General features: G+C 59.8%; 6 protein-coding genes. All 6 read left to right on the top strand.

Annotated elements, in window-relative coordinates; translation table 11 throughout:
- Nucleotides 1–144: 144 nt before the first annotated feature.
- The 6 genes from BBOMB_RS03300 (at nt 145) to BBOMB_RS03325 (ending at nt 14,051) form a co-directional block, all read left to right on the top strand.
- Nucleotides 145–1,647 carry a serine/threonine-protein kinase gene (locus tag BBOMB_RS03300; protein ID WP_161787699.1) on the top strand — a complete coding sequence of 501 codons (1,503 nt, stop codon included), beginning with the start codon at nt 145–147 and terminating at the stop codon, nt 1,645–1,647.
- A gap of 18 nt (nt 1,648–1,665) precedes the next feature.
- Complete coding sequence (locus tag BBOMB_RS03305; protein ID WP_238549871.1) at nt 1,666–7,827, top strand: Ig-like domain-containing protein; 6,162 nt, start codon at nt 1,666–1,668, stop codon at nt 7,825–7,827.
- Between the two features lie 143 nt (nt 7,828–7,970).
- Nucleotides 7,971–9,422: an AAA family ATPase gene (locus tag BBOMB_RS03310; protein WP_044087370.1), complete on the top strand. Its 1,452-nt coding sequence runs from the start codon at nt 7,971–7,973 to the stop codon at nt 9,420–9,422.
- A 7-nt stretch (nt 9,423–9,429) separates the two neighbouring features.
- On the top strand, nt 9,430–10,614 hold the full coding sequence (locus BBOMB_RS03315; RefSeq protein WP_044087172.1) for a DUF58 domain-containing protein: 1,185 nt from the start codon (nt 9,430–9,432) through the stop codon (nt 10,612–10,614).
- A complete protein-coding gene (locus BBOMB_RS03320; RefSeq protein ID WP_052377407.1) occupies nt 10,611–12,857 on the top strand; it encodes a transglutaminase TgpA family protein in 2,247 nt (748 codons plus the stop codon). Before BBOMB_RS03315 ends, BBOMB_RS03320 begins: the two co-directional genes overlap by 4 nt.
- Nucleotides 12,858–13,187: 330 nt before the next feature.
- Nucleotides 13,188–14,051, top strand: a complete 864-nt coding sequence (locus BBOMB_RS03325) for a PP2C family protein-serine/threonine phosphatase (protein ID WP_044087171.1) — start codon at nt 13,188–13,190, stop codon at nt 14,049–14,051.
- The last annotated feature ends 11 nt before the right edge of the window (nt 14,052–14,062 follow it).

The raw sequence follows: 14,062 nt of genomic DNA on the forward strand, positions 1-14,062 counted from the left end.
ACCAGTCTCAGCCATGGCTCCAGTCTAGGATCTCCCCTGCACTTGGATGAATATCCACCGATGGCCTCTCCAAGGAATTGTTATGTGAAATGGTATAGAATAATAAGTCAATTAAGCCATTGCGATCATTTGACGGGAGGAAGCGTGACTCACTTGCCGACGACAGCCATCGAGCCTCCCCATATACCGGGCTGTACATTCATTAAGGAGTTGGGTACCGGCGCCACGGCTGATGTCTATCTTTACCGACAGTCGGGCACGAACCGTTCGGTGGCCGTGAAGGTGGGTCATTCGACTCTCGGGCGTGCGCCGCGTGATACGTTCCTAGGCGAGGCGGCGGTCATGGGACCGCTTTCCTCACATCCCTACATCCTCTCCGTGTATGGTTCGGGCGTCACCGACCGTGGCTTGGGATACCTGATTCTGGAATATGCTCCCGGCGGCTCCTACCGTGAGATCATGCATTCGCATACCCTCGACGCGCAGCAGGCCACGGATTTGGGCATCAAGATCGCCGGCGCACTCTACACCGCCCACATCCACGGTGTGGTGCACCATGACATCAAACCCGCCAATATCCTCATCAGCGAGCAGAATCAGCCCCTGCTGGGCGACTTCGGTATCTCGACCACCGCTTATCAGACCGATACGGACACTGGTTTCTCCGTACCGTGGGCTCCGCCGGAAGTGTTCGGCAAGAACGGAAGAAGTGACGAGCTCTCGGATGTCTATTCCCTGGCGGCCACGTTGTTCGGTGTGCTGACGGGACGTTCTCCGTTCGAATACGGTTACCATCCCAAAGACCGTATCGAGTTGGCTACCTTCATCAGGACCCGCGATCTGCCGAAGATCGGCAACCCTGATGTGCCCCTCGCGTTGGAGCACGTCCTGCGAAAAGCAATGAGCAAGAATCCGTCAGACCGGTACTCGTCCGCGCTAAGATTCGCCCGGGCGCTGCAACAGATACAGCTGGACTGCTTTGGCACCATGACGCCGTTCATCGCAGAAGGCGAGGCACAATACCCGTCCGGTACACACGCGACGAACGGAACTAAGCCTGCCCGGTCCGCCAATCCAAGCAGAGGCACTCGCGGCGTGCGCGCTCGCCGCGACGCCAACACCCGGGCGCTGGCCGCCTGGCTCGCCGCACTGGCAGGTCTGATGGCAGTGGCCTTGGTATTCGCTTTCGTGGTACTGCCGCGAATGGATACGGCCAAAAGCACCCGGAGTACCGACATCTCGAGCGGATCGGCTCACAACGGACTTGTTCCGAGGAAATCCACGGGGGCGGATTCAGACGGCAACGTCGACGGATCTGCACGAAAACCGAGGGAAGAACACGATGACACTGATGGACATGCCGTTCCCACGGTCACTGGTCTGGCCGGCAAATATGACGGCTCTTCGGTGACCTTCACATGGAACAATCCTTCGCCCAGACCGGGAGACACGTATTCCTGGTCCCTGGTCGACGCCTCCGGATCGAGCGGCGGCGCAGCGACGGACATACCGGCCACCTCGCAGGTCAAGGACACGCATGTCACCATCGATGAGACGCAGGGCCCGCTCACCTGCATCCAGGTGAACGTCGTACGCGAAGACGGGCGCATGTCGCCCAATCCGGCCACGGCGTGCGCGGCGAAATAGGATCGGGAGGACACAGCGATGGGTATGAGGTCGGCAAACGAGCATTCCGCTCCCCCGAGAGAGGATGCAGGAAATCACGACGTACGACGCTTGCACTCCACGACGTTTTCCCGACATCGGGATACACATGGGAACAATGGAGTCGGACGCGCACACGTCACCACAGTGGCCGTGGTACTCGCGATCCTCGCCATCCTGGCCGGTGCCGTCATCATCACCACCATCACCCGCGCCCACGTGAATCTTGACGACGGCACCGTATGGGTGACTTCACTCAAGGACCATAAGGCCGCACGCTTCAACGTCAAAATCAAGGACGCCAACGCTGCGGTCACGCCTAAGACGGCGAGATTCGACGTAGCACAAAGCGGCGAACAGACCGTGCTCCTAGACGGCGGGCGTGCACAAAACATACTGGCATCCACGTTGGGACCCCACGGTTCCAGCGAGATGAAGAACTCGACTACGACCTTCATGGGAGGTCCGACGGTCGCCTTCCTCAATACTCAATCAGGCAATGTCTGGACCGGACGATCCTCCGACATGGATTCAATCTCCCCGACCACGGCGAGCCCGCAGATGCAGCTCGGAACCGGAGGAAAGGTCGCAGTCACCCACGAAGGCGCAGTGTACGGGTATCGCCCCGGCGACGGCGTGGTCCTTAAAATGGACGGCCCCAATTCCCCCGCCCGCACGTTCAAGTCCCTGACGGACGGCAGACGCAGTGACGCCGACAGCTTCACCGTGATAGGCGACACCCCTGTCATTTCGGTAGGGCGCAGACTCATGTGGCCGGGCGGAAGCGGAACCACAAAGGCTATAGGAAGGCTGACGCTGCAAGCGGCGCCGACTGATGACTCGCAACGGGGCTGGGCTGCCGCGAGCGCGTCAAACGGCATCTTCACGGTTGATCTGCATCACGGAACAACGAAGGACTTCATCACCTCGGGGAAGGCGCAGGCCGCACAACCCGTTTCGACCGACGGTTGCGTATACGGCGCCTGGAGTCAATCATCGCGCAACTACGTACGCCTATGTTCTGCCGAAGGCGGCGAGGGCGCCGCGGATGCGAAGGCCACTGAATTCTCCACGCTGCAATCGGTCTCGCCTACTTCACAGCTCGTCTTCCGCACCAACCACCGACAGGTGGTTCTCAACGACGTCTCCGATGGCAAGGTATGGAATCCGAACGAATCCCCGAAAGCCATGAGGATCCAGTGGAGAAAACTCCAGGCCAAAAAAGTTTCCACCCGCGAGCGCGACCAGGATACGGCGAACAACCAGACGCAGTTCAAACCCAACTGCTCGACGAAATCAGGATCGATCAAGGCCCAGGATGACACGTTCGGCGTGCGGGCGGGGTCGGAACAGATCCTCGACGTTCTGCGCAACGACGAACAGAGCGACTGCTCTATCATCACCATTTCCAAGATAGGCCCCGTTCAGGGATCGGGCATCACGGTCTCCCCCATCTATTCGGGGAGGTACCTTCAACTCGACGCCACCGGTGCCAGAGCCGGCAAAAGCTCATTCAGCTATGAGATAGACGATGGAAAGGGACAGACATCCCAGGCCACGGTGACACTCGACATCGAAAGCGCCACAGCCAACAAACCGCCCGTTCAGGGCGACACCCCGCCTGAATACGACGTCGAGCAGGGAGCCTCGTTGACCGTCAATGCGCTCGGCGGCTTCACCGACCCGGAAGGCGACCCCCTCACCCTGGTTTCGGCCACACCGGAAAACAGCGATCAGGTGACGGTGTCCACGCGCGCGGACGGGCAGCTCGTCTTCAATGCGGGTTCGGTATCGAGCGGTCGTGTGGGTGTCACACTCACCGTGAGCGACGGACAAGCCACAGGTACAGGGAGCATCTATTTCTCCATACGTCAGGCGAACACACTCCCGGCACTCATCGACGCAGTCGTCCAGACCACCGCGCCAGGCATGTCGACGACGGTGAATCTTAAACCTTATGTCCACGGCACCAGCAGCGAGCCTCCTACACTGACCTCAGTGGAATCACCGACCGGATCCAGCACCTACGCCAACCCCGCGGACCTTTCCTTCACCTTTTCCAGCGACACCCCAGGAACCTACACGGTGCCATACACCATTAGCCAAGGTTCCGTCACGGCGCAAGGACTGGCGCGCGTGGAGGTCAGGGCCGCCAACGACGAATCAGCCAAACCCGTCGCTGCCAACGACGTTGCTCTGCTCGGTGCTGACCACACTGCCATCGTCGAACCTCTGAACAACGACGTGGACCCCTTGGGAGGCGTGCTGGCCGTCACATCAGTGGACGCGGACCCGTCACTGGGCATCAAGACAGGCCTCGTCGCCCATAAACGTGTGTACATGACCGCCCGCCAAATACCGACACGCCCCGCGAAAATAAACTACACGGTGTCCAACTCGGTTGGATCCTCCAAAGGCACCATCGTTTTGCAACCTCCCACATTGACGGCATCCAACTCTGCACCGAAGGCGGCCAACATCACGGCGAACGTGCGTACGGGTGGGATAGTCTCCCTCGACATCCTCGACCACGTCTCACACTCGGACGGAACCACGGTCAAGCTCAACGACGACCTGCAATATGACAGGAAGACCTTCAAGGGACTGGTCTTCGTCTCCGGCGACAACGTACGCTACCAGGCCCCAGAAGAGGCCGGCGTCTACCGGGTCACATATACCGTGCAGGACAACCTGGGCAACGCAGCGTCCGGACTCATTAGCATCACCGTTCACTCCAAGAACGCGCAGACCAAATCCCCACCGACACCCCAAGACGTCCAAGCGCAGGTCGCCGCGGGGCAGAAAGTGCGCATTCCCATCACGATGACGGGCATCGACCAGGATGGTGACGACGACACATTGCTGGGTCTGGGAAACAAGGCGCCCAAATTGGGACGTATCGATGAGGTGGGGGCCAACTACATCGTTTACGAGGCTTACAACGACTCCTCCGGCACCGATACTTTCTCATATGCCGTGGAGGACTGGACGGGCCAGCGCGCACAGGCGCAGGTGCGGGTGGGGGTCTTCACGGGTTCGACGGACTCCGGAGTATATGCACGAGACGACCAAGTGACGCTGCGTCCGAACAAGAAAGCCACGGTGCCAGTGACGCTCAACGACATCTCCGGGGACAACACTGACCTGAAGATATCGAAGACCATCGAAGCACAGGGAATCCAAGGGGCAACCGTCGAAGACAACTCCATCAGCTTCACGACCCCCCAGACGCCGGGTGTCTCCTACATCATCTACACGGTGCACGATAAGGCCGGGCTCTCCGACACCGCAACCCTGACGATCACCAGCGACCCCAAGGCACCGATAGACCCGCCGATCGCCTATGACTACCGGGTGCCATCCTCAGCTACGATAGACAAGAAATCGGTGGACGTCGATCTTTCACCCTGGATAGCGAATCCCTCAGGAACCGCCGGAGAATTACGCATCGGCGTGGATCCTTCGGTGGCGGACCATGCGCACGTCAAAGAAGGCAAGGACTCCACCACGCTGAGCGTGGACCTGACCGACGAGGCGCGCAGCGTCCCCTATACCGTCACGAACACCACATACAACGTCAGAACCACGGCATTCGTGCAGGTTCCCGCCTACGGCGTGTTTCCGCCAACGCTGCGCCCGAAAGCCCCGGCGTTGCGGGTCAACGCCAAACAGTCCATCACCATCAACATCGCCGATTACGTACGCGTGGGAGCAGGCAAGTCACCACACGTCGATAAGGATTCGGTCAGCGCCACCAAGAGCGCGAACTCCGATTACTTCGTCAACGACCAGACCCTCAGGTTCACCGCACCGAAAGACTATGCGGGGCCGGCATCCATCACCTTCGACGTGGCGGACGGAGTGCGCGAAAAAGGCAGAGATATACGCAAAGTCGATAAGAACGGCAATGTGCAGGCGAAGATCATCAATTCCTCCACCCTTACCCTCCCCATAACCGTGATCGGGCGCAATGTGCCGCCACCGACGTTCTCCTCATCGACCGTCTCCGTAGTGGCCGGAGAGGATGCCAAAACAATCGACTTGAAAGCCCTGACCCACGCGCCCGGCGGACTCGATCCGGACGAAACTGAATACACATATTCCGGCGCGGAGGTATCCGGACCGGTCACCGCCCATCTGGGCAATGGCGGCAGACTCACGATTCGTGCGGCCGAGGATGCGCCCGTGGGCTCGATGACCAGCATTCCCCTGAACATCAAATACACCAACGGCACCGTCAACACCGGAATCACCGCCCAGGTCGTTCAATCCACACGTCCATTGGCTCAGATACAAGGAGTACGGCGGCAGATAAAGGCTGGTGACAGCGAAACTGTGAACGTACTTTCCGACGCGTTCAATCCGTTCCCCGGCAAGCCGCTGACCGTCACCGACTGTCGATCGGATGACAGCGCCAAGCTGAAAGTCGATTGCGGCGCTTCCGGTTCCGTCACCATCCATGCGGCTTCCGATATCGGAGCTTCCACAAACACCGTCGTCGTCACCGTGCAGGACGCCACGAAAACACGCGAGCGTCAGGTGAGCGGCACGATTACGCTTTCCGTCATCGACAAGCCCGCACCTCCACTGCTTTCCCCTGTTTCAGGCAAACCTACCGACGGCGCGGTGAACCTCTCCTGGACCCCGGGCAGCGCCAACGGCAGCCCTATCACCGAATATCGGGCCGATTGGGATGGCGGCGGCAAATCGTGCGGAGCAGTCACCACATGCAATATCACCGGTCTGACAAATGGTAAAGAGTACCATTTCACCGTCAAGGCAAAAAACGAGGCTGGATGGTCGAAACCGTCCGAATCGGTCTACGCAAAGCCCGACAAAGTGCCAGACCCACCGTCAAGCATCAGACTGGAAGGCGGATACAAGACCATCGATGTGAGTTGGTCGAGACCCGATTACACAGGGACGGCGCCGGACAGCTATACCGTGACGCTCAACGGGGTCTCAAAGGTGACCACGGGGCTGAGCACGTCCTTCACGCTCGATAACGGCGCCATCACCGGATCGTATGCCGTGACGGTGCAGGGACACAACCGCGCCGGCGACGGACCGGTGAGCGCACCCGCTCAGATGGGCGACGAAAACGGCCCGTGGGGGGACCCTGACGCCCCTGTGATCGCAGACTTCAGCTCACAAAACGACGGTAGAACGATGAACATCGGGGTGTATCCCGGAGCATCCCTACGAAACGCGGGGTGTTCGTCGATCGCAATCAGTGGAGCCTTCGGCAACCACACCCTACCCTGTCAGGGAGGGAACGTCAGCGTCAATGTGAGCAGAAACCAATACAACCGCCCGCAAACCATCACGGCCACCCTGATGGCGAGGAAAAACGGCGCCCAAAACAGCCATAGCCAAGCCACCGCTACCCCGACATACGCGATAAGGCCCGTCCAGGGTCTGCACGTGAACCGCAACGGGAACACCTGCAAGGCCTTATGGCACGGCGATGGGGATTATGATTCCTTCGTCTTCAACGGCATGGACATCGGCAACACCACCGAAAGGTCCTACTCCATCAACGAATGGAGCAGTTGCGGCAGAGTGACGCTCGTGCAAAAACTCAACGGCGTGACCGGCAGCACCCCCGTCACCGTCGATGCCTCGGGCGATGTCTATAAGGTGCCGGCGGCAATAACACCGCCCACCCTGACGTGGGACGGCAATGACCCTGACCTCATCAGGATCAACGGAGGAAGCATCAACCTGTGGGGGCAGTCCGGCACCGTTCAGATCGTGATCGACGGCAGACCGTATTCATGGGCCGGCGACCGACTAGATGTGCACGGATTGCCAGCAGGAAGGTATCAATGGAAAGTCATAGTGACCGGCGCCACTGACTCGGCATTGAACAACACCGCCGAGGGAGGGACGCCAGTACAGGGGTTCCGTAACAGAGCCGGCGCGATGGGCGCGAGGTTGTCCTTGGCTCGAGCACCGGTGGAACCCTTCGCATCGGGCATCTTCGTATCCAACTGCCAGGTCTGCGAGGAAAATACACGGGAGACGGCGCCGATCGTCGACGCTTTGCCGCCCGTGGGCACCGGCTTCGGCAGGCCCGAACCTGAAACCAGGACCGCCAAGCACTGCACGGATGTCAGGCACACGGTCTGTCATAACCACCATGAGAAGAGGAACCAATGAGAACCGACAACACCGACGACGTGAACGGCATCGATGACAGGACCGTGCTTTCCGGCGCGGTCTTCGACGGCGCCGGATATCGGCAACGCATCACGGACGAACGCCATGAAGCGTATGACGACGACACCTCGAATGGCGAATCGATGGACGACGAAACGCAAATCGCGGACGCCACGCACCTGTCGGGACGCATGAAGCCGGTCACCCCCTCGACTCCAGTCAGGAGCACCTTCGAAGTCGCGCCAGCCACGGCCGGCATGACACCGAGCCACGAAACCGAGAGTTCCGACTCGTCGGTCCCGCTGGAGCCGACCCAGGCTCAGGGAAGAACCACGCCAACCCCGCTGAGTCCCGACCCCGCCCCGCCGATGCGTCGCGGCGGTTCCATTCGGCGTGCCGAGCCAACCCGGCAGACGTCACAACACCAGGACACAGGCTTGCATGAGTATGGTACGGCACTGAGCATAGGTCAGGATCCGAACGTCTTGACCTCCGACCGAACGGTCCCTGGTGGTTCGGCACCAACCGCTCCTTCCCCGCGTATGCCAGCCGCACGTGCCGCAAATAATGCACCGGCTCCCCGTACGCACACCGTCGGAGCGAATGCATATGCAAACGGATTCGGCATCATTCCGCCGGCCGACAGCGACATCAGGGCATTCCAGCAGACCTTTGCGGCATTGACCGAAAACATCGCACAGGCGGTAGTGGGCAAGCCGATGCCCATCAGGCTCTGCGCCACCGCCTTGATGGTCGGCGGACACATCCTGCTGGAAGACAACCCCGGCACAGGCAAGACGCAACTGGCACGAGCACTCGCAAACTCCATAGATACCTCGTTCAAACGCATCCAGTTCACACCCGATCTGCTTCCTGCCGACGTGGTGGGCGTGACCGTATACGATCAGAAGAACGGCCACTTCGAATTCCGAAAAGGCCCCGTCTTCGCATCAATCGTGCTTGCAGACGAAATCAACCGGGCTTCGCCCAAGACCCAATCAGCCCTTCTGGAGGTCATGGAGGAGCATAAAGTCACCGTCGACGGCATCACCTACGACATGCCGCAGCCGTTCATCGTCATCGCCACGCAGAACCCACTGGAGCAGCTGGGTACATACAAGCTGCCCGAGGCCCAGATGGACCGTTTCCTCATCAGGACATCCATAGGCGCACCTGATCGACGCACCAGCATCGACATCCTCAGGCAAATCGACGTTACCGATCGCGCACGCAACGTCTCGGCCATCCTTTCCGGGCCCGACATCCTCAAACTACGCGGGACGGCCGGTCTGGTACACATGGACGATCGCATCCTGGAATACATCGAACGATTGGTGGAAGCCACGCGCGAATCCGAAAAGCTGAAAGCCGGATCATCCATGAGAGGAGCCCTCGCCCTAGCCCGGTGCGCCCGAATATGGGCGGCTTCCGAAGGACGCGGCTATGTCATACCCGATGACATCAAGGACCTTGCGGTCCCCGTGCTGGCCCACCGCATCATCCCGACTGCGGAGACCACGTTCCGCGGCGAAACCAACAAGCACATCATCACTGACATCCTAGAAACCGTACCCGTCCCCGACATCGCAGGCTGAACGACCGATGATCGAGCGCACACGTAGGTTCCTCACCGCCTTCGGACACATGGCCACGGCATATGTCACGCCGTTCGGATGGCTGGTCTTCATCGCCGGCGCATCCTGGCTGGCGCTGTTCCCGCGACTGGGATGGTATGAGCTCCTCACTGGCGGGGTGCTTGCCTTGACAATGGTCGCCTCGGGGATAATCATGTCGTTGGGCAACACCAGGCTTGAGTCCACGCTCAGCCTCTCGGCGGACCGCGTCACCGCAGGGGATGCCGTGACAATCAACGTCACGGTTTCAAACCCAGGGAAAACGCCCACAACGCGGGCCTGGGGCGACCTGCCTTTAGGCGACCTCCACGAGCAATTCCGCATCCCCGCGCTACCCGCGGGCGGCCGAGAGAGCCTCGAGGTTGATTTCATCGCCAAACAGCGCGCGGTGCTCGATGTTGGCCCACTGACGGTACGCAAAGGCGACCCTTTCGGTCTGGTGCGTCATAGACGTTCCATAGCCGAGCGGACCAAGGTCTACATTCACCCTAAAACAGTGAGTCTCAATCCTCTGGAATCCGCAATGGTACGCGACCTCGAAGGCAGCCCGAGCGGTCAGATCGTCGATGACGACTTGGATTTCTATGGGTTGCGCGACTACCATGATGGCGACGACATTCGCAACATCCATTGGCTCAGTTCCGCAAAATCGGGCCGAATGATGGTTCGTCAATACGAGGCGACCAAGCGTACCGACACATCACTGACCCTGGACACAGATCCGAAGGATTACACAGGCCCGGACCAATTCGAACTCGCTGTAAGCGTTCTGGCATCCCTGGGCGTGCAATGCCTTGAGCAGAACCGACCACTGACCGCCCACGCAGCCTCGGCAACAGTCCGTCCCTCATCCCCGTTGGCATTATTGGACTGGTGCAGTGCCATCAAGCCGCACTTCTCACCAAGCAGGGACATGGCGGTGGGCACCCTTAAGGGGAATCCCGCTTCGTCATGCTACTTCCTCGTCGTCGGACCACTCGTGCCCCAGGACGCGTTGAGGCGCATCGCCTCCGCGTTTCCCAAAGCCGCCGCCTGCATCATCATACGAATCGACACCACGGCGGAACGGGCCATACGACAGTATGACGACTTCACATCGGCCACCCTCGGTTCGATCGAGGACCTTCAATTGGTCATGGAGGCGATTTCATGATTCGAAGCACCAAGACGAAATCATCACGCCTCCCGCCAATCAAAGGAAGACTGGCCGCCGGGACAGCACCCTTGCATGAATCAAATACCTGGGCGGACATGCCGACTCCGGCGATCGACCTGGAGACGAAGGCTCATCCGAGGCCGGCCCGATTCGCATCCGTGGCGCACTCCGCTCACGGCGCTCCCGCGACCGTGGCCCTGTTCGCGTTTCTGACGGCGGCATCCTCGCTGAACCTTGAGGACGTGTACGGTTCATGGGTGCTCTGGGGAGCTGTTGCGGCGACTTCAGCCATCCTCGGTTGCCTCATAGCCGCCGCCGGGATCCGCCCCAGATTGCGCCTATGGGCTCAACTGGCCTCGCTTGGCCTGTCGCAATTCATCATCGGTCCGGTGCTGACACTCAACGAGACGACCCTGGCCCACGTCCTCCCGACCACACGAACTTTGGCACAGGGCTTTGTGGACACGTTCGGTTCGTTCAAATACGTCATCTCAGTCACCCCTCCGCTAGGTGCCTCCGGAGGTGCACTCATGGCGCTCTGGACCGTGAATCTGTGGATGGGATTCCTCGCCTGCTCGGCGGCGTTAAGCGCCCACCGCCTGTCCATATACCTCAGTGTGCTTCCTATATTCGCGGATCTGGCAGCTTGCGCACTGCTCGGCACCCGGACCGGCACGGCCGCAAGTCTGCGCGGCATCCTCATAACCGCCTCGCTTATCCTCTGGCTCTGCATCAAACTGAACTTCTTCGAAAAACGCCGAGGCATAAGCACCGGTATCATTCTTCTGACCGCAGCGGCCCTGGCAATCGTCGGCCCACTGCTGATACCGTCATACCGCTTCACGCTTCGCGACAGATATGACCCTCCCCTCGATCCCTACCAATTCACCAGTCCGCTGAGCGGCATGCGCTCATACGTGAAATACCACAAGAAGGACACTTTGCTGACGGTCACTGGCCTACCTGCCGGGACGCCGGTACGGTTGGCGGTAATGGACAGATTCGACGGCAATGTATGGAACCTATCCGATTCCAAAGATGCCTTGGACTCTTCTGATTACCGCCATGTCGGCTCACGAATCAGCGACGGCGACGAGACGGGCACGCGATTCCGTGCAACGTTCGTCGTCAAGCCGGGGCTGAACGAACGTTGGCTTCCACTCGCCGGTTCAGCCAACTACGTGGGTTTCACCCATGACAACGATTCAAGGAACTTCTATTACAACCGCTCCACGCACAGCGCCATCTACGCTTCAGGGTTGAGTGAGGAACAACAGTACACCGAAACCGGCGTATTGGCCCCCGAACCGACGCCGTCGCAGATATCCAAAGCCCAGGCCATTTCGACCTCCCAGCCGAAAACCACCGATGTGCCTCAGTCAGCGGGCAAACTCGCCACCGCCTTAGCTGGGAGGCAGGCCACAGGCGGCAAGAGCGCCCAAAAACTGGCGGAAGGATTGAAGACAAACGGTTGGTTTTCCCATGGTCTCACAGGTGATTACCCGTCGCTGCCGGGACATGGAAACTACCGCATCGAGGCGATGATGGGCGATGGTGGATCAATGGTCGGAGATAGTGAACAATATGCTTCCGCGATGTCCATGATGGCACGCGAACTTGGACTCCCCGCACGTGTCGTGCTCGGTTTCATACCGAAAGACAAGGACGGGGAAATCGACAAGTCACGCACCAAGGGCTTAGGAAAAGATGCGAGAACGGAATTCACCGGCAACGACATCGAGGCGTGGGTCGAAATCAATCTCAAAGGATACGGTTGGACCGCGTTCTACCCCACACCGAAGGAGACCAAGACCCCGGACAAGAACCAGAACCTCACCCCTCCCAACCCCAGGCAACTGGTCCGCCAACCACCCGTCCCGCTCACGGATCCGCTGTATGACAAGATGCAGGCCAGAGAGCAATCGGGGGCGAACGGCGACGATGCCGGGACCGACGCGATGAACCCCGTTCTGGCACGAACGCTGGCCATAGCCAAGAATGTGATCGTCTACGGCAGCCCCGTATGGATCATCCTGCTGATTTGTCTGTTGATCGTCGCATTAAAAACGGTGCAGATCGCAGTGATGAGACGCAGAGGGTCGCCCGCCCGACGCGTGGATGCAGGTTGGACGGCCGTTGCCATGATGGCACGCCAAAGTGGTCTGAGACTGCCAAGGCACCCGAGGGGAGCAGGCCAAGCAGATAGTCGATGGCCTGCCCATACCCGCCAAGGATGTTGAAGAGGTCAGGGCCCAAGCCGATTGGGCGACTTATTCCGGGCAGAATGTTGATGAGGCGGACGCCCGTTCATATTGGCGCTCCGCCGATGACCTGCGAAGGAGCATCCTGAAGACGCAGCACGGCATGCGGCGCATCCGTACAAGGCTCTCCCTCAAGGGCGTCACGGGAAGGTTCTCGACTCGAATCGCCCCTGCCCATTGGCTGCGGACGGTTTGGGAAAGGATCGGTTACCACCTGAAGCGTGAATGACTCCGGGTTCAGGTGCACATGCGCCTATACTGAAAGTAGCGCATAAACGGAAATCTCATGAGAAAAGGGGCCACACGGTCATGAATGACTTACGCATCAGCATAGCCACGGGTACCGATGTGGGAAAAGTACGCAGCGACAACCAGGACACGGCTTTGAACGCCGACGGAATCTACATGGTCTGCGACGGCATGGGTGGAGGAGTCGGCGGACGCCAGGCCAGCGCCATGACGGTCCGGATGCTCCGGTCGCTCGAGCCGCTCCCTCTGCGTTCACGGGGATCCATCCAGCAGGCGCTCGACAAAGCGCAGGACGAAGTCGCCCAGTTGGGGAAACGACTCAACGGGATAGCGGGCACCACGGTGACGGGTCTTGTCCTGCCTTCTCCACCGGATTGCGATAGTTTCGACGACGCCGCATGTTGGTACGTGGTCAATGTCGGTGATTCACGTACATACCATCTGGACTTCGATGAAGTCGGACTCACTGAGACGACATCCATCTGCCGTATCACGAAGGATCATTCGCAACGCCAGGAAATCATCGACTCGGGGATCATGACCCCCGAAGTAGCCAATGCCACCATCCCCCGCAATGTCATCACCCAAGCTGTGGGCGCGCCCGAAGGCATACGCCCGGATTTTTACGCCGTAGATCCGAGCGGGCGGTTCATCATTTGTTCGGACGGACTCTACTCCGAAGTGGGCGATGAGCGCATCGCCACAATCTCACGTATGAACAGAACCCCACGGGACGCAGTCGATGCCCTGATCCAGGCGGCGCTTGATGCCGGCGGCGCGGACAACGTCACAGTCATCGTCGTGGACGCCGTAAACTCTGAACAGGCCGATCAGCGCCATTGGAACGCCACCAAGCTCGATGACGGTGAGGACATCGGCTCGATCGGCGACGGTACGCTGCGCAACCTGCGCGCCCAATCATAGAAGCCTGATCC

Source organism: Bifidobacterium bombi DSM 19703 (assembly GCF_000737845.1).
Taxonomy (GTDB): domain Bacteria; phylum Actinomycetota; class Actinomycetes; order Actinomycetales; family Bifidobacteriaceae; genus Bifidobacterium; species Bifidobacterium bombi.